The sequence below is a fragment of the Streptomyces sp. SLBN-8D4 genome (assembly GCF_049739545.1).
Lineage (GTDB): Bacteria > Actinomycetota > Actinomycetes > Streptomycetales > Streptomycetaceae > Streptomyces > Streptomyces canus_C.
This window is the reverse complement of sequence record NZ_JBMGQC010000002.1, coordinates 62,330-78,735: the sequence shown is the minus strand read 5'-3', so window position 1 is coordinate 78,735 and position 16,406 is coordinate 62,330. Positions and strand designations below refer to the sequence as shown.

At 70.2% G+C, this 16,406-nt stretch carries 13 protein-coding genes; 5 read left to right on the top strand and 8 right to left on the bottom strand.

All coding sequences use genetic code 11. The annotated features are described in order from the left end of the window. Positions 1-335: 335 nt before the first annotated feature. Positions 336-647, top strand: a complete 312-nt coding sequence (locus RKD20_RS47200; RefSeq protein WP_424883576.1) for a WhiB family transcriptional regulator — start codon at positions 336-338, stop codon at positions 645-647. A gap of 26 nt (positions 648-673) precedes the next feature. Here the strand turns inward: RKD20_RS47200 and RKD20_RS47195 are convergent, their stop codons facing one another. Both RKD20_RS47195 and RKD20_RS47190 read right to left on the bottom strand, forming a co-directional pair. Further along, the gene (locus RKD20_RS47195; protein WP_424883575.1) at positions 674-1,057 is read right to left on the bottom strand and encodes a hypothetical protein; all 384 of its coding nucleotides are present in this window, start codon (positions 1,055-1,057) and stop codon (positions 674-676) included. Positions 1,058-1,170: 113 nt separating this feature from the next. After that, positions 1,171-2,235 carry a hypothetical protein gene (locus RKD20_RS47190; RefSeq protein ID WP_424883574.1) on the bottom strand — a complete coding sequence of 355 codons (1,065 nt, stop codon included), beginning with the start codon at positions 2,233-2,235 and terminating at the stop codon, positions 1,171-1,173. A 414-nt stretch (positions 2,236-2,649) separates the two neighbouring features. On the opposite strand from RKD20_RS47190, the gene RKD20_RS47185 reads away from it, so the two are divergent. Then, positions 2,650-4,983: a Helicase associated domain protein gene (locus RKD20_RS47185; protein ID WP_424883573.1), complete on the top strand. Its 2,334-nt coding sequence runs from the start codon at positions 2,650-2,652 to the stop codon at positions 4,981-4,983. Between the two features lie 87 nt (positions 4,984-5,070). Here the strand turns inward: RKD20_RS47185 and RKD20_RS47180 are convergent, their stop codons facing one another. From RKD20_RS47180 to RKD20_RS47170, 3 genes are all read right to left on the bottom strand, one after another. Beyond that, positions 5,071-6,120: an AAA family ATPase gene (locus tag RKD20_RS47180; RefSeq protein ID WP_424883572.1), complete on the bottom strand. Its 1,050-nt coding sequence runs from the start codon at positions 6,118-6,120 to the stop codon at positions 5,071-5,073. 76 nt (positions 6,121-6,196) lie between these two features. Further along, a complete protein-coding gene (locus tag RKD20_RS47175) occupies positions 6,197-8,611 on the bottom strand; it encodes an integrase (protein WP_424883571.1) in 2,415 nt (804 codons plus the stop codon). A gap of 20 nt (positions 8,612-8,631) precedes the next feature. Continuing rightward, on the bottom strand, positions 8,632-9,387 hold the full coding sequence (locus RKD20_RS47170; RefSeq protein WP_424883570.1) for a TnsA-like heteromeric transposase endonuclease subunit: 756 nt from the start codon (positions 9,385-9,387) through the stop codon (positions 8,632-8,634). 192 nt (positions 9,388-9,579) lie between these two features. On the opposite strand from RKD20_RS47170, the gene RKD20_RS47165 reads away from it, so the two are divergent. Both RKD20_RS47165 and RKD20_RS47160 read left to right on the top strand, forming a co-directional pair. Then, positions 9,580-9,903, top strand: a complete 324-nt coding sequence (locus RKD20_RS47165) for a hypothetical protein (protein ID WP_424883569.1) — start codon at positions 9,580-9,582, stop codon at positions 9,901-9,903. A 39-nt stretch (positions 9,904-9,942) separates the two neighbouring features. Then, positions 9,943-10,560: a hypothetical protein gene (locus RKD20_RS47160; protein ID WP_424883568.1), complete on the top strand. Its 618-nt coding sequence runs from the start codon at positions 9,943-9,945 to the stop codon at positions 10,558-10,560. A 7-nt stretch (positions 10,561-10,567) separates the two neighbouring features. Here RKD20_RS47160 and RKD20_RS47155 read toward each other — a convergent pair whose 3' ends face one another. Then, on the bottom strand, positions 10,568-11,638 hold the full coding sequence (locus tag RKD20_RS47155; RefSeq protein ID WP_424883567.1) for a hypothetical protein: 1,071 nt from the start codon (positions 11,636-11,638) through the stop codon (positions 10,568-10,570). A gap of 596 nt (positions 11,639-12,234) precedes the next feature. Next, the gene (locus tag RKD20_RS47150) at positions 12,235-12,645 is read right to left on the bottom strand and encodes a hypothetical protein (protein ID WP_424883566.1); all 411 of its coding nucleotides are present in this window, start codon (positions 12,643-12,645) and stop codon (positions 12,235-12,237) included. 189 nt (positions 12,646-12,834) lie between these two features. Here RKD20_RS47150 and RKD20_RS47145 point away from each other — a divergent pair, with 189 nt between their 5' ends. After that, positions 12,835-15,336 (top strand): RNA polymerase sigma factor, encoded by a 2,502-nt coding sequence (locus RKD20_RS47145; protein WP_424883565.1) that lies wholly within the window; start codon positions 12,835-12,837, stop codon positions 15,334-15,336. A gap of 109 nt (positions 15,337-15,445) precedes the next feature. Here the strand turns inward: RKD20_RS47145 and RKD20_RS47140 are convergent, their stop codons facing one another. Then, positions 15,446-16,003 (bottom strand): hypothetical protein, encoded by a 558-nt coding sequence (locus RKD20_RS47140; RefSeq protein WP_424883564.1) that lies wholly within the window; start codon positions 16,001-16,003, stop codon positions 15,446-15,448. Positions 16,004-16,406: the final 403 nt, after the last annotated feature.

Genomic DNA, 16,406 nt, shown 5'->3' with positions numbered 1-16,406 from the left:
GGTGGCCCGCACCGGGCTGCGACGGATGCACCGGATGTACGCGAACGGCCGGCGCGTGACGGCTTCACGTCAGCGCCATGTCGGAGGAAACGGTGTAGATGATCACCTCGGCGCCAGGAGGGGCGGCGACACGATCGGTGCCGCAGCGGCTGCATCTCGCCGTGTGATCCGGGCCAGCGCCATAGCGTCGCCATGCACAGAAGGCAATGCCGCTCACTCGAAGGTGTGACGGTGTGAGGCGGCCGTACCGATTTGCCGAACGACGTAGTGTCATATGCCTGTTGCCTCCGGCGCGAGGCAGCACAGACAGACCAGAGGAGAGGACGGCATCACCGATGGCGGACACCGGCTGGAGTGCACAGGGGCTGTGCCGGACGGCCGACCCCGACGACCTGTTCGTCGAAGGCGCCGCACAAAATCGCGCCAAAACACTGTGCACCGGCTGCGTCGTGCGGACCGAGTGTCTCGCCTACGCCCTGGACCAGCGCATTGAATTCGGCGTGTGGGGAGGCATGACCGAACGCGAGCGTCGGGGCCTGCTGCGTCGTCGGCCGACCGTCACCTCCTGGCAGCGGCTGCTGGAGACGGCCCGTGCGGAACACGACCGCACCCAAAGCGCCATGAGCGCCGTCCCTGAAGCGAGTTGACGTCTCCCTCGGCAGAGAAGCGTGCGCTAGGAGCGCTTCGGCGGGTCGGGGCGGCCGAAGCGGCCATCGAAGGAGACGGAGGAACCAAAGAGGTCGTCAACGGAAAACGAGTACCCCGTCGCACCGGGACTGCTCGTAGCCCCAGGCCCATCCGCCTCCTGGACCAGCCCGGTGATCACAGCATCCCAACAGGAACGGCAGCGGCACGTTTCGCCCTGCCGGTGCTCGACCGCAGCCTGGTCCGCAGCTTCGCGCACCTGCTCCGCCAGCGGCTCGAAGCCTGCTTTCCACCGTGCGGCGGACGCCTTCGACGCGGCACCCTCGCGGCTGAGGCCGGCGGCCTCACGCTCGGCACGCTGCTTGGCACGAATCATCGGCCAGTTGGGGCCACCGCTGTACCCGTACGACATTGCCGCTCCTCTCGCGTGACCTACGCGTTGTCCAACCGTTCATCGGCTGCGCCGGACACGCTCACCACCTCCGTTGGAGCAAGGTGCCTGGCGTGGCCAGCCGCCCAGGGGGTCTAGAAACGGCCGCGCAGAGTCCAGCCTCCGGGAGCGGGCTCCAGCTCGGTGGTGATCATCTGGCCCAGTCTCCAGGGCAAACAGGAGCGTTGGTCAAGTGTTGTCTGCAGGCTCTGTGCGGTGTGCGGGGCATGCAGCGGCAGGCGCCGGTGGCGGCCGCGGGCCGGCCGCTGCGCCGCGGCCCCGGCCCGGCGGTTGCGCCGTGGTCGTGGCAGGAGCGGATGCCGGCTGGCCCAGATTCCGACCAGGTCCAGGCCCTCGGCGGGGAGGCCCCATTCTTCAAGGAGTAGTGCGACCCGCTCCAGCCAGGCGTGATCCTCGTCCGGGGTCAGGGTGCGGCGCAGGCGCCGCCGTTCCCGCGCTGCCAGTGCCTGGGCCAGACGGACCGCTTCCGGGTAGAACACCAGCGGAGCGACGCGCAGTTCGTCGCGTCCGGCACGTCCCAGTGCGCGTCTGCGGGCCTGCCAGATCGGCGCGGTGAGGGCGGGGATGTTCCACCAGCAGGAGGCGAGAGCGTAGGCGTCCGCGAACATGGCGCGGCCACCCCCGCCCAGGCGCCGCTCCAGCTGCAGCCGCAGCCGGTGGGCAGCGACGACCTCGGGCAGCGCAGCCAGAGGGAGGGCAGCCGTCCCGGGTTCGCGGCGGTTGTCCAGCCAGCGGCCGTGGCGGGCACACACCTGCCAGGTCGCATCACTGGCCAGGTAGGCGTCCAGACTGGTGCCCTTGGTACGGGCGCACAGCTCGCACACCCGCACCAGGAAGCAGCCGTCCGTATCCCAGGGCCAGTCCCACACCGGCGGCCCCTCCACCGGCAGCAGCCGGTGGTTGCGCAGGTTCGGCAGCGCGCGTTGCAACTCGGCGACCTGACGTCCGGACATGATGGCGAGCCGCTCCAGCGCGGCCAGGTTCAGATACCCGTCGCCGTAACGCGGATCGCTGGGGACCCCGTCCTGACGTAGCGGGGTGCCGATCATGAGCCAGAACTCTTCATCGGGAATGCCGCCGTTGAGGTCTGCCAGGCGGCGCATGTAGGAGCCGGTCGATTCCCCTCCGATGAACGGCATCTGCGACCGCCCCAGCCGCTGCGCCGGACGCCAGGCCCTCGTCCGGCGCGGTCGGGCCGCCCGGGAACGGGGAGTACGCGCTGTCACTCACGCACGCCTTTCTCTCGCCTGCTTTCGACCGGAGCGGCTCTGCACCGCCGGATCACCCGCAGCAAGCACGGCAGACAGCTGCCGCCGCCCCAGCAGACGGGATCTGCCAAGACACCGCCCGTCCCAGTACTTCTCTACGGCGTCCGGCCGGCGCACGTGGCGCGTTCAGCCACCGCGTCCCGCACGGGACGCGTCTTTGGCCGAAATCGTTCGCTGCGCCGCCCGGGCGGCAGGCCCGGCCGGTACATTCCCGCGCGATCTGAGGGCCCGGCCCGGGAGCGGCGCGCCCTTGGCGGTGCCTTGGCGGTTCCGTGAGGAGACGGTATGGAGTTACGCCCGCACCAGGTCGACGCGCTCGCCGCGATCGAGGCCGCCGCGGTCGCAGGCGAGCAGCGCATGACCGTGGTGGCCGCCTGCGGTACCGGCAAGACCCTCATCGCCCAGCAGGCCGCGCAGCGTCTGGCCCCCCGGGGCGCCGTGCTGGTGCTGATGCCGACAAAGGCGCTGGTGACGCAGACGATCAGGCGCTGGCGTGAGGCCGGCCATCGGGGGCTGGCGCTCGGGGTCTGCTCCCTGAGCCAGCGGGACAGCGGACTGTCTCCCGGCGAGGCGGTGATGACGCGTGGCGCGCGGGCGATCGCCCGCGCGCTGCGGGTGGGCGGCCCCGTCACGGTGTTTTCCACCTACGGTTCGCTGCACCACATCCGGCGCGCGCACGAACGGCACGGCCTGCCGCCCTGGGACTTGGTGATCGCCGATGAGGCCCACCGCACCTGTTCCGCCTTCGGAGACGGCTGGGGCACCGTCCACGACGACAGCGCCATCCCCGCCAAGACCCGCCTCTACATGACCGCCACGCCCCGGATCTGGGGCACCCCGTCCCAGCCCGAGCTGCTGCCGTTCATGGAGCGCATTCCGCTGGCCACCATGGACCACCGCGAGATATTCGGCCCGACCGTGTTCGAGCTGGGGATGGCCGAGGCCATTGAGCGCGGCATCCTGGCCGACTACCAGGTCATCATGCCCATTGTCGACGACAGCGACCTGCACGCCATCCTGACCGCTCGCCACCCCGCCACCAGCGCCCACCACAACGGGCTGCGCAACGCCGCCGTCCAGGTCGCCCTGCTGCGGGCAATCGCCGAACACCAGCTGCGCCGCGTCCTGGTCTTCCACAACCGCGTCGCCCTCGCGGAGGCCTTCGCTGGCTGTCTGCCGACCACCGCCATGGAGGTGGGCGACGAACTGCGCATCGAGAACCTGTGGGCGCAGGCGATCCACGGCCAACAGCCCAGCGACTGGCGCCGTGACCTGCTCGACGACTTCGCCGACCCGGACCGGGCCTGCGCGGTCCTGTCCAACGTGCGGGTACTCAACGAAGGCGTCGACATGCCCGACGTCGACGCCGTGCTCTTCGCCGACCCCCGCTACAGCATCATCGACGCCATCCAGGCCATCGGCCGCGGCCTGCGCCAGCCGCCGGGCGGCGGGAAGAAGACCACCCTGATCTTCCCGGTCTACCTGCACCCCGGCACCGACACCGCCGACCTGCTGCACAGCTCCGCGTTCGCGAACCTGCTCACCCTCCTGCAGGCACTGCGCGCCCACGACGACTCGTTCATGGACCGTATCGCGCTGCCCGCCCGCTCCCGCTCCGCCATCGCGGCGCGGCGGGCCGTCTACTACGCCCATCCCGAGCGCGTCGCCCAACTGGCCCGCGCCCTCGGACTGGAGATCACCCTGCCGGCCATCGGCAGCTGGGAGCAGGCCCTTGCCTCCGCCACCGGCTACCGCACCAGCTTCGGGCACCTGGATGTGCCCGCCGACTACACCGACCCGGACGGCTTCGCTCTGGGTGAGTGCGTGAGTAACCTGCGCCTGCGCCACTTCCTGGGCCGCCTGCCGACCGAACACCAACAGGCCCTGGACGCGCTCGGCATACCGTGGACCGCGCCGGTGCAGACTTTCGACTCCATGCTGGAGCACGCCCGCGCCTGGGCGGCCGAGCACGGCCATCTCGCCGTCCCCGTCAAGGCTGACATCGGCGGCCACCGGCTGGGCGCATGGCTGGCCACCCAGCGCCGCAAGGCCACCACCGGCTGGCTGCCCGCCGCCCACCAGCAGGCGCTCGCCGTCCTCGACCCGCACTGGAACGTGCCCTGGATGGACTGGAAGCGCAAGTACGCCCGTGCCAAAGTCCTTGCCCGTGCGGGCTGGCGGTTCACCTCGGCGTCCCAGCAGACAAGCCGCGAGGACCGCGCCACCGTGAACTGGATCTACAAGCAGCGGCTGAAGTTCTTCCGCCTGGAAGAGGGCCAGCAGGACCTGCTGCTCCAGCTGGGCATCCCGCCTCTGCCCGACGGCCTCTATTACGACAGCCACCACGACTCCGAACGCCACGCCTACTACGAGGGCCTGGGCCACCTTGCCGCCTTCCTGGCCCGCGAAGGCCATAGCGACGTGCCCCGTGACCACCAGGAGCCGTGGTGGGGCAACGACGGCGAGCCGTCAAAGACGTTCCCGCTGGGGGAGTGGATCCACCAGTGCCGCAAGCACCCCGAGATGCTCACCGAAGAACAACGCCGCGCCCTGGAAGGGCTGTACATGGTCTGGGACCCCGGCCTGGGGCGTCGCAAGCGCCCCAAGCCGCCCCGCTAGCCTCTGCGGTGGTTCATCCAAGGCGGCCACTGACGGCTCACTCCGCCTGCCGAGCGTGGTGGTGGGGACGGCAGTCCAGTATGCAGGTCACAGATGTACGACGCTGCCGAGAGGGATCGAGTTCAGCAGCTCCGGGGTGATGCGTTCCTGCTTGGAGCGGATCGCCTGCTGTGCCGCCTGGCAGATCAGATGCGACAGCGCGCGCATGTTGCCACGGCTGCGGACGTGGAGGTCCTGCGTCAGCTCCAGCAGGTCGCCGCGGGTGTGCCGGTACAGCCGCAGATTCTTGTCGAACCGGTCGACAATGACGGCGAACGTGCGGGACTCCTCCTCGCTGAAGCCGATCCGGCTGGTGCGCAATACCGGGTGATCGCCCCACGGCTGCTCGTTCGGTTCCAGGGGCGTCTCGTTGTCCCGGGCCAGCGGGTCGACGATGGAGCGCGCGCCGCGCCCGCAGTAGACGAACGTGGCACCGGTCTCCTCATTGATCATATCGAGGTACTGGAAGGCCAGTTCGGCCTCCACGGCGGTGCGCAGCCGCTCCATGCCGTCGATGAGGACGAGCAGGGTGCGGGCCCTGCGCATCGTACGGATGACGGACTCGGTCGGATCCCCGCTCTCGCGTTCCTGGCCCAGAAAGCGGGCGAATGCGCCCGCCCAATTGCGGTTGCCGCGCGCCGTCGGCGGCACGTTCAGCGCGATGACCGGGATGCGGTTCTCGTCCGGCCCGTACAGCTTGGACAGCTGCTGTTCCCAGTGCACGCCGATCCACCGCAGCAGCGCGCTCTTGCCGGTGCCACGCGGACCTTCCACGATGATTCCGGCCTTGCCGCCCTCGCGCTGCCGGTTGGCGTACACCTGCGTGGCCACCACCTTCAAGGCTTTGGTGATCGCTGGGGTGACCACGATGTTCATGTGCCCGTGATACAGCAGCCGCGGGTCGTGTTCGGTGACCTTGGTGCCCTCGGGCGCGCAGTCGGCCAAATCCGGCGGCCTGGCCAGCCGGGTGGCCAGCGCCCGCCAGGTGTAGCAGTCCTCGGGCCACAAAGGAGCCGGCGGGTCCAGGAACATCGGCTGCGGCTCGCCCATGCGGGCCAGCAGCCGCGCCTCCTCGCCGGCCTTGTCCGCCTCCCTCACCACATCCCCTTTCTGTCCCCTGCGTACCCCACCGGGGTCCCGTCCGCCAACTTCCGCTCATTGTCCGGCAGTCGGCTCACGCCGGCCCGTCGTCGTTCTCGTCGCTGTCCGAAGCGTCGGCGGTGTGCGTCTGGCGGATGTCATCGATGATTCGCCGGTAGCGGGTCGTCAGATCCTCGCCGCTCTCACCACTCGCCTCACCGGCCCGAGCGCCTTCCCACGCGGCGAGCGAAGGGTCCGGGGCCACCGGACCGCTGGCCCAGTCGATGTCGCCCGACGCCTGCCCGGTGGCGTACAGTCCGGTGTCGTCCAAGGCCAGCGGGTCCTCATCCGACTCCGCGTCCAGGTCCCCCAGATCAGAGCGGTCGAGCGGTGCGCGTCCCGCATACGGGTCGAACACTGCGGCCGGCGCGGGCGGCGGCGCGGGCGTGTAGCCGTCCGGCGACTGCACCCGCGCGGGCATCTCCGGACCGCGGGCGGCACGCTCCAGCAGCTCGTTGAGCGCCTGCGCGATGGCATCCTCGTCGATGATCCGGCCTCCCCGCTCAAGATGCTGGGAGGCGGCGATGTCCCACAAGAACTGCGTGAACGGCTGCCCGACCAGGTGCTGGTGCACCCACGTCGCCTCCACCCACTGGTTCCTGTCCGGGTCGCGCAGCCACACCCTCGACAGGTCGTTGGGCGTGTATCGCAGCTCCCAGCGGCCCTCTCTCTTGCCCCTCAGCCCCGAACGGGTGTTCCGGAAGGGGTTCAGTCCCTTCTCCGGATCGCGCTCAGGGTTGTCGTAGGTGCGGTTCTTGAACCGGATGCCCTGATCGTTCACGCCCACCCAGGCGGTCGGCAGCAGCCGCAGGTAGTCGTCGCGGGTCAGCGGGATCGGCAGATAGCCGTCAACGGCCACACAGGCCGCGTACATCTGGTTCGGCGTCAGCTCCGGCAGGTAGGCGTCGTAGGGGTCGGCGAGTTCGGGGTGCGGGGTGTTCTGCCATTCCAGCGCGATCCACTGCTGCAGCATGTCGTCGAGCTGGGCCAGCGTCCACAGCCGCTCGCCGTCCACAGTCCGCCGTACCCGTACCGGATCGTTGCCGGTGTAGGTGTTCACATGCTGGCTGAACTTCGATTTGACGGTCAAGAAGGTGCGCTCCACGATCGACTTGTCCTGGCCCGTGCGCTTGCGCGCCGGCCGCAGCGAGATGCCCAGGTACTCGCACGCGTCGAAGAAGGTCCGCCCGGCGAAGACCGTGCCGTGGTCGATGACGATCAGATCCGGGATGATCACCGGCCGGGCCGCCGCCTGCGCGAACCGGGCATCGACCGCAACCAGGTCCTCGAACGGCAGATCGGAGGCGCTGGCGTGGACGGCCGCGTCGAAGCCGGGCCGCATCGGTGCCGGCACCAGGGCCTGGGCCAGCAGCTCGCAGGCATCCACCGCCTTGGTCGCCCGGCCCTTGCGGCGAGGCGCCGCCACCAGGCCGCCTTGGCCGTCCTTACGGCGTTTGCCCCGCCGCCCGGGCTGTTTGGGGCGCACCACCGCGGCGATGATGCTGCGGGTTGCCACACACACCGCGCAGGTCAGCTCCACCCGGGCCGGCTGACCGTCATCGCCCAGCACCCAGATGTCCAGATCGGTGGAGTCGATCTGCACGAGCTCGCCCGGCATCGTCGCCGACGTCACCGAGAACGGCGGCACGTGTCCCGCTCCCGCCAAACGGCGACCGCTCTGGTTCGCCCCCAGATCGCGGGCGTCGATGCCCAGGCGCTGCAGCAGTTTGTACAGTGTCGGCTCGGCCGGCACCTTGACGGACTCCCCGTGTGCGGCGCGTACCGTCCGCCGCAGCTGCTTGAACAGTTTGCGCGCGTCGCTGGGCGTATCTAGGCGCCGGCGCTGCCGGTCCACCAGCATCAGCAGCTGGTCCACCACCCGCGCATCGGTTTGCCCGTACAGCCGCCGCTTCTTGGTGCTGCGCCCGTCCACCAACGCCGCTACAGTGCGTTTCTTGCGGTACGCCAGCCGCTTGGCCTGCACCGTCTGCCAGGACACCGACCAGCCCAGCACCGCGTGCAGCTCTGCGGCCTTGGCCTGGTAGCGCTCGATGAACGTCATGGTGGCCGGGTCATACTGGGGCCGCGGGCGCGCCCCCGCGGGCGCATCGGGCGGCAGCCCGGTGTCGACCTCGATGACCGCCCGCCACCATGCCTGCGCCGCTTCCGCCGCAGCGGCGGAGACGCCCTCCAGGGCAGCGAAGTCGGGCAGCTCGGCCTGGGCAAGGGGCTGTCCCGCCCCGTCCAGGATCGCGAAGTCCACGGCGGCGGCAAGCACCGCCAGTACCACCGACACCGGGGCCTGGTCACCGCCGACGGGGGCCAGATGCACCGTCACCCCGTCCAGGCCGGCCACCGCATACACGCTCCCGCGCCAGCGCACCCGGTCCCCGCGCACCAGGACCCCGCGCGGCGCGCGCCGCACCACCAGCGAGGCCCGCTCCACCACGGCCGTGCTCTGGGGCGCCATCATGGCTGCTCCGTCGCCAGCGGCCGGCGCAGCGCGTCCGGCTCGCCCGCACCCAGCGGCCCCACCAGAGCCCCGGGGCCAAGCGGCACGCTCCAGTCCATGCCCAGCCGCCGGTGCCACAGCATGTGGTAGAGCCGGGGCAGGGCCAGCATCCGCGGCACCCCGCACTGCGCCACGCCCTCCACCAGCGGCCGCGGCCGGGCGAAGGCCTGGCTCAGCGCGCCCTCCACGCCCGCGTCACCGTAGCGCGGATGACGCCGCCGTGAGATCCACCGCAGATTGGCCAGCGCCACCGCCCCGGGCAGCCGGGGCACCGCGAGCTGCCAGCCTGTTTGCCCGCACGCCTCACGCAGTACCGCCAGCTGCCGCTCGAACCGCTCACCCGGCCCCTTCGAGGGCGGGCACACCACCAGCGTGGTCCCGGCCGCGGTACGCACGAAGAAGTCCGGCACCAGCTGCCGCTCCCGGCCCCGCTCCCGCCAGACCAGCTGTCCCGACCAGGCACTGAAGCCGGCCACACCGGGGTGGAAGTCGAGCAGCATCGCCGTAGCGAGTCGGTCCAGCGACCGGCATCCCACATGCCGCCGGGTGGTCACCGCCCACCACCAGGTGACGATGCTGCGCTGCGAGGGATGCCGCGATGGCTTCCACACCTCACCCCGCTCGGCCAGCGGAACCTCGGCCATCTGTTCGGCTGGCCGGGTCCGTCGCACCCCGTACTGGTCCTGATGGACCACCCGTAACTCCCGTGCCATGAAAGCCCCTTGCCTCACGCCGCACTGTCCGTCAGCCCTCATAGCACATCCCCCCGCCGCGCCGCCCGGGCCGCACGACGCATTCCGGACAGCATCAGAACCCACCTACCGGTTGGCTGGGCGGGGCCCGCACGCCACGGTCGCCAACTCGTCTGCCTTGACAAGTGATTCGCGATTCGCGATAAATAAACAATGCAGGATGCGGAGGAGTTGCGGCGTCTGTCGGCCGGCGTTTTCGGCAACCGCTACCGGGCCGAACTCATCGCCGCCCTGGCGGACGCCGGCGACAGCGGTGTCTGCCTGGGGGACCTGGCCATGGCCCGGCAGGTGCCGGCGAGCGTCTACCTGCCGCCGGTGCACACCCTGATCAGACTCGGTCTGGTCAAGCGCCTTCCGCCCACGGCGGGGGAGAGGCGGCGCTTTTACCAGCGCTGCGGCAGCGCCCAGGCCTGGCAGTCACTGGCCGCCGCCGTCGCCCAGCTCCAGGAGCACCCGGCACCGCCCAGCGCGGCCTAGCCCGCAGCCACTAAGGCACGAGAGTCGAAAGGGGCCGGCATGGCGGCGCCGACAGCAGGAGCACGAGCCTTCGTCCAGCACGCCTCCGCGCCCCTGGTCGGCCCGGACGCGCAGCTGGCCGAGATCACCATTGAAGGCAGCCGCAACACCCTCGTCTTCTACCGGCGCGACCCTGTTGAATGCGAGCGCCGCCGCGCCCAAGAGGCTGCCGAGCTCGGCATCGCAGACCTCACGGTCCTGCTCAATCTCCCCGCCGACCTCCCGGTCCGGCTGGACTCACTGCCTCCCCGGCTGCGCGAGCAGATCCGCACCTTGCCCCGGGGCGCCGTGACCCTCACCGGCGACCACGTCTGCCGTCGCGCGGTACGCCCGCTGACCGTGGACCTCGTCATCGCCCGTGCCCGCGGCACCCACTGGGAACAGGGCCTGGCCCGCGCCAGCCGCTTCAAGCCGTTCGCCCGCCGCGCCCTGCTCGTCGACCCGCCAGCCCACGCACGCGACGACCTGCTGATGCGCGCCGCCTACCTGGGCATCGGCATCCTTCAGCCGACCGCCGATGGCCTTGCCTGGGCGCTGGCGCCCGAACCGTACCGGCCCCGCCGTCACACCCCCGTGGCCTGGCACTTCACTGAGCAGCTCCACGCCCGCCTGCCCTGACGTCCGATCAACCGGCGTGCTGTGCCGCCGCCCGGCGCACGGGCAGTTCCGCCCACGCGGGCAGGTCCGGGGACACGGCGAACCCCGGCAGCTGCTGGATCCGCGCATTCCACACCGCCGCACTGTCCAGTGCCTGCTGGCATTGCCGGCGCCACCACACCGCACGGTCGGCAGTGCCGACCGCACGCAGCTGGCGCACCCACACCATCAGCGACGACGCGTTGTGCCCGGCGGCCGGGACCTGCTGCGCCATGGAGGTGAACCGGTCCAAGGGCTCGCCCTGGCACTCCTCGCACGAGCAGGCCGGGGCCTCCCCGTCGAACCGCTTGGCCAGGGTGAGCCCGAGGAAGAAATCCATCAGCTCCGGGAACAGGACGGCCGGGCTGCCCGGACCGCCCTTCGATGCTGCTTTCGCCGGCGTAGGCGGCACGATGTGGCGCATGCTGGCGTCGGCACCGAACGCAGTGAAGCCCGCCCCCCGCGTCAGGCCCCCGAAGGCGCCGAGACCCGCACGCAACACCCCGACGCCCGGCACCAGTTCCAGCAGCCGCGCCAGCCCCGCCGCGCCACCGCGCGCGTCAGGCCGGCCGCCCACCAGGACCGCCTTGGGCCCCACAACCTGCTGCAGCACCTCGGCGAGATACTCCACCGGTCCCGGATGCAGCCAACTGGCGTCGACGGGCACAGCGAACACCACCCGAGGGTCGTCCAGGCGCCTCACCCGTGCCGCCGCGGCCTCCAGCGCGCCGGTGGCTCCGGGGTGCAGATATCCGGTCGGGGTCAAGGCGAGGTCGGCGAACGCCAGGTGCGCCAGCATCAGGTGCTCCAGCGGATCCCCGAACAGCGGCGCAGGCCCGTCGTCCAGGCTGGGAAAGGGGGCCTCCTCGCTGGCGCCAGCGACGCGATAGCAGGCCTCGTCGACCAGCAGTGCGCCATCGAAGCCGTCCTCCCGCAGCTGGCCGGCCTTGGCCAGACCTCCGTCCCCGGTCAGCACCAGGCCGCTTGAGGACGCATCGAGCCGGCCGCGGTAGCGCGCCGCGCGCCGGGAGCCGACCTGCAAGAGCACCCGGTCCGCCACGGCTGCGGGAACCCTGCCGCCGAGAGGAGTCGGCGCACCTGCTGTCATGTCGGCTCCGCTCACGTCAAACGAGGCACAAAGAGCAGGCTGAGCACAGGCGCGCTGCAGCAGCCGATCTGCGAGCCGCGACTCAGCTGGCACAACGGCCCGTCGCTCAACTCCCGGCACAGTAACAGCACTTACCCACCGCACGTGGGCGCTCCGGGCAACGGTGGGCGGCCGCGCGGCGGTTCTCACCAGGCTGCAGCCGCAGTCCGCTTCGTGACCTCGGTGCGGACTCGGCCGATGACGGCGTCGATGTACCGGAGGTAATGGCGCGATGACGTGGCGGGCCAGGTCGAGCGCGCCGAGCTGGTCCTCCACGTCATCGTGGTACGCCTGGTGGATGGTGCAGCCCTTGACGTGGCACACGTCCCGGATCAGTTTCTCGGAGCTGAACTGCTGTCCTGGGTTTGTGGATTTCCCTTTGCAGCTTGTGAGTTGGTTGTAGCTTGTATGTTCTCTCGTTGGCCTTATGTGACCTTCGGGATGGATAAGTGCGTCGTTTCCGCTGGCCGTGGGGCCCCTCACGGTGAAGGGCCCCACGGTGACGGCGGTCAGTTGTCGTTGCCGCGGTTATCGCGCGGTGGGGTGGGGTTGTTCTCCAGGGTGCGCCGGTGGACGTCGGCCGCGAAGTGCAGCAGGTCCTGGGGGCTGATCTTCTCCGACAGGAGGTCTTCGCGTGCGAACTGCCGTACGTCCCGCAGCGCGCTACGCAGCGCCAGACGCCAGATCACGATGCGGACGAGATCGGGGGTGTGCCGCGCGATGGCGCCGACGACCGTGACGCCGGCGGCCGTGACCACGGCCCACGGGAGGCTGTGGTGCAGCAGCGCCATCGACAGGGCGGCGCCCGAGAGGCCGGAACCTGTCAAGGCGGTCACCGGGATGAGCTGGCGCCGAACGGTGGCGGGCTGCTGCTCGCCCTCGGCGGGGGTGTTGCGGTGGTGCCGGATGCGACGGGACATGGAGTCCTCCGTTGATGCCGCGGGGTATCGGACGGAGGCCCGGGGCGAACAGCGCGTGCGTTTCCCGGAGTTCGCGAAGATTTTTTTACGGGAGTTCCGTGAGCTGCTGTCGCTGCAGCTCACATGGGGGGAGTGGCAGTGGGGGACCGTGGATGGAGGCCGGACGGCGGACCGGTCACAGATCGGGACTTGGTCGGCTGGGCGCTGGACGCGGCGCAGCCCCAACGGCGCAAGAAGGCTCTGGAGCTGATCGCGGAGCGCTACCTGCAAGATGTGCTGGTATCGACGGCACGGCGGATGGGAGACGCGGAGGCGGCGGCCGACGTCACGCAGCAGACTTTCGCCGACGTGTGCGACAGGCTGCTGAAGGGAAAAGGCCCGCAGAACCCGGACCGCCTGGGCGGCTGGCTCATCTACTTCAGCCGCAACCGTGAACGCAACTACTACAAGCGCCGTGATGCCGCCCGGGGGCGTCTGACTCCCGCGGATGTGCAGGACGACGGATTCGGCTCAGGTATCTCCCGGGTCGGCGTGGCACGAGACGACGAGCAGCGACTGGCCCAGGCGCGTGCCATCGCGGGCCGCATCGGGCGCACCCTGGCGGCCGACGAACAGGAGATCTACCGCCTCTACTACGAGCAGGGACGGTCGGTCGCCGAGATGACCGAACAACTGGCGCTGTCCGGGCTGCCCCTGTCGCAGAAGACCGTGCAGAACAAGGTCACGCGGGTGGCGGCTGTCATCGCGGTCGGCTTCGAGGCGTATCTCCTCGTGCAGCAGGACCGCACGCTGTGCAGAGGGCTGACCGGCATCGTCGGCCGCTACCCTCAGGAGTTCGGCAGCGAACTGCGTGACCACGTACTCAAACACGCCCGCAAATGCGCCGACTGCGGAACCTGCACGGTGTGTCCCACCTGCAGAGTGCGCGATGTACTGGCCATCGACACCTGCGGGAAGTCCGCGAACTGCCAGCGCTGCCAGGTATGTGACGGCGAACGGGTGGCTCTGAAGGCCGAATGGGCGCCTGCCATCGTCATCTTGCTGTTCCTGCGCCCGGTGCGCACCGTCGTCCTGCAGACCATCAACCAGGCCTGGTCGACAGCCCTCTCGATGCTGTCGTCCCCGCCCTCCCAACCCCCCGGTGGCCCTGCCGGGCCACCGCCCGCCATCGGGCCGCTGCGCCGCCCGATCGTCAAGGCGGCCACGGCTGCGGTCACGACGGCGGCCGTCGTCGTGGGAGCTCTGCTGCTGACCCGCCCCGACGTGAACCCTTCACCCCAGACGGCCCCGGTCGTTGCTGACCTGCCGACCATCGCCTACGCCACGTCCACGCAGGTCCGTGTCCAGACCAAGGACAAGGCCACCACCGTCGCCCCAGTGGGGGCCGGCAGCACCGTCACCGACCTTGTCTGGTCCGCTGACCGACGCCGCCTGGGCTGGCTTGCCAAACCCGACCAGGGCACGGCGACCACCCTGCACTCCGCAGACCTGTCGACCGGCCAAAGCCAGACCTGGAACTGCAACGACTGCGCCGGACTCGCCTTCCAGGGAACCAACCTGGTCAGCGTGCGCCAGAGGGCACAGCTCCTGTCCTATCCGCCCACCGGGAAGGCTCCGCGAACCCTCGAATTCCAGGGCATCGACACCACCAACACCGCCCTGCAGCTGTTCCTCGTCGGGAGCATCGCCTCCGGCAGCGAACTGCTGATCTTCACGCTAGACAACAACGCCGGCGGTGCCGCCGCCAACAAGCTGTACCGGATGGCCGCCAACGGCATGGTGACCACAGTCGTCGACGACACGTTCACCCAGATCCCCGGCGGAGCGCGCCAGCCCGGCCAGTACACGGCCATCAGCCAGGACGGCGCCCGGTTCGCCTTCGGAGGCAACGTCTCGGGTGGAAACCCCTGCGGTCCTCCGGACGGAGTGACCGTCGTGGACCTCGACGCCGACAAACGGACCACGACCGCCCTGCCCACCAGCGGATCGCTCGGACAGCTGCGGATCACCGGCATCTGGTTCGACCCCCAGGGAGCGGTGATGGCCGGCGCCTTCCGTGAGCCGGCCCAAGCTTGCACCACGTCAGGACAAGGAGCAGCGAGCGAGCGGCAACCCACCGCTCTCTACCGCCTGGCCTCCGGCACCTGGACCAAGACCAGGCAGGGCACCGTCATAGGCCAGAGCACCCAGACCGGCTGGAGCGCGCAACGGACCGGAGCCGTCGGCTTGAACGACTCCCGGCCCCCGGCATCCCCGCTCATGATCACCAACCCCAAGAATCAGCAGGTCTCCCTCGACAACTCCGTTGCCGCGTTCGCCTGGGCTCCCACCACCCCAACGGCCACCCCGCTCCTGGGCACCTTGTGGGCTCCCAACCAGAAAGGCTACGGATTACCCAAGCCGACGATGTTTTTCAACGGCGGCAGCCCCTCCGGAATCGTCCGCGACCTGAACTGGACATCCTGGGGAGGGCAACGCGCCACAGGAACAGGAGAATCTCTCTACGTCACCGACAAGGCAGTGGCAGACAGCCCCTGGGAGAAGAGCTCCGTCGTCGCCTTCGACCTGGGGGACTGCAACGGCGTCCGGACCTACCGGAAGATCAGCATGTTCTTTCCCCAGCACGGCGGACGCTTCGACCCGACCCAGTACATCGACGTGTGCACAGGCGAGTACTCGAATGCCCCCTGAACCCGAAGCGCGACTTCAGGACGAGCGGGCCAGTTATCGTTCGCCTCACCACAGCGGCCTGCGTGATCGAGGTGAGGAATCCTCGGGCGGGCTGGCATTCCCATGCGTGTCACGACACCGCAGCGCCGTTCACCTGATCGAGGGAGCGCCCGGGACCGGCGAGGAAGCCGTCGGCGTCGGCGAGCCGGCTGCCGGGCGCGGCACAGGCCAGCGTCCACGGCGCCAGGGAAAACGTGCGGGACGTCCACAGGTCCACATGGCGCCGCTTGGTCTCGTGCGCGTGCGGGCGCGTCCCGCCCTCGGCCACCATGAGGGCCTGCGCGCAGCCGTACAAGACGTAGTAGGCCTGGACGGCTCCACAGCTGTTGGCCAGCCGGATGATCTCGGAGACGTGGGCCAGGTCGTGGGTGTGCTCCAGCAGCCGGGCGGTCGCCCAGGCCCGGCGCAGGCAGGCGAACAGCTGCTCACGGTCGCAGGGGCGCGCTGCGGCAGACGGACGGTAGAGAAGAGGGGCAGCGGCGGCATGCACCCGGGCGACAGCGTCGTCCAGGTCTGATTCCTCCTCGCCCAGGGCGAGTTCGCGGAAGGCGCGGATGTAGGAGGCGTGGGTACGAAAGCTCCGCGTCTGTTCGCTGTCCAGCGCCGGAGAAAGAGAGATGCGTGGCACGCCTCATTGTCCCCGACGGTCACGACTGTCCGCCCTGCCGGGTCGTGCAGCGAAGGGGGCCGGGGGAGTCGAGGTCGATGTCCCCGGCGGCGATGGTGCGGCGGGACCCTCGGCACGGGAAGCCGGGCCTCGACCACAGCCACCAGCCGAGATCAGGGGCCCGCGGCCGTGCGTGTGGCTGGGCCGTCTCAGCCACACGCCGTTCTCCGGCACGCCGACCGGCTGCTTCGACAGCACTGCCGAGCATCAACGCCCGCGATGCGGCGGATCCTGATCTGCTGCGCCCCCGCACTGCGCTCCCCGGCTGCCACAGCCTGTGACGCACAGCACATTCCGGACTGCGGCCGGGGAGTACCCGTTTCCGCCCTGCCGAGGCACGTAGAGGTCGACGATGTCGTCGAAT

Excerpts from the sequence above, each read along its gene's own strand:
- RKD20_RS47195 (WP_424883575.1), bottom strand. The coding sequence starts at position 1,057 with ATGTCGTACGGGTACAGCGGTGGCCCCAACTGGCCGATGATTCGTGCC.
- RKD20_RS47150 (WP_424883566.1), bottom strand. The coding sequence starts at position 12,645 with ATGTCCCGTCGCATCCGGCACCACCGCAACACCCCCGCCGAGGGCGAG.
- RKD20_RS47165 (WP_424883569.1), top strand. The coding sequence starts at position 9,580 with ATGCAGGATGCGGAGGAGTTGCGGCGTCTGTCGGCCGGCGTTTTCGGC.
- RKD20_RS47185 (WP_424883573.1), top strand. The coding sequence starts at position 2,650 with ATGGAGTTACGCCCGCACCAGGTCGACGCGCTCGCCGCGATCGAGGCC.
- RKD20_RS47200 (WP_424883576.1), top strand. The coding sequence starts at position 336 with ATGGCGGACACCGGCTGGAGTGCACAGGGGCTGTGCCGGACGGCCGAC.
- RKD20_RS47160 (WP_424883568.1), top strand. The coding sequence starts at position 9,943 with ATGGCGGCGCCGACAGCAGGAGCACGAGCCTTCGTCCAGCACGCCTCC.
- RKD20_RS47190 (WP_424883574.1), bottom strand. The coding sequence starts at position 2,235 with ATGCCGTTCATCGGAGGGGAATCGACCGGCTCCTACATGCGCCGCCTG.
- RKD20_RS47170 (WP_424883570.1), bottom strand. The coding sequence starts at position 9,387 with ATGGCACGGGAGTTACGGGTGGTCCATCAGGACCAGTACGGGGTGCGA.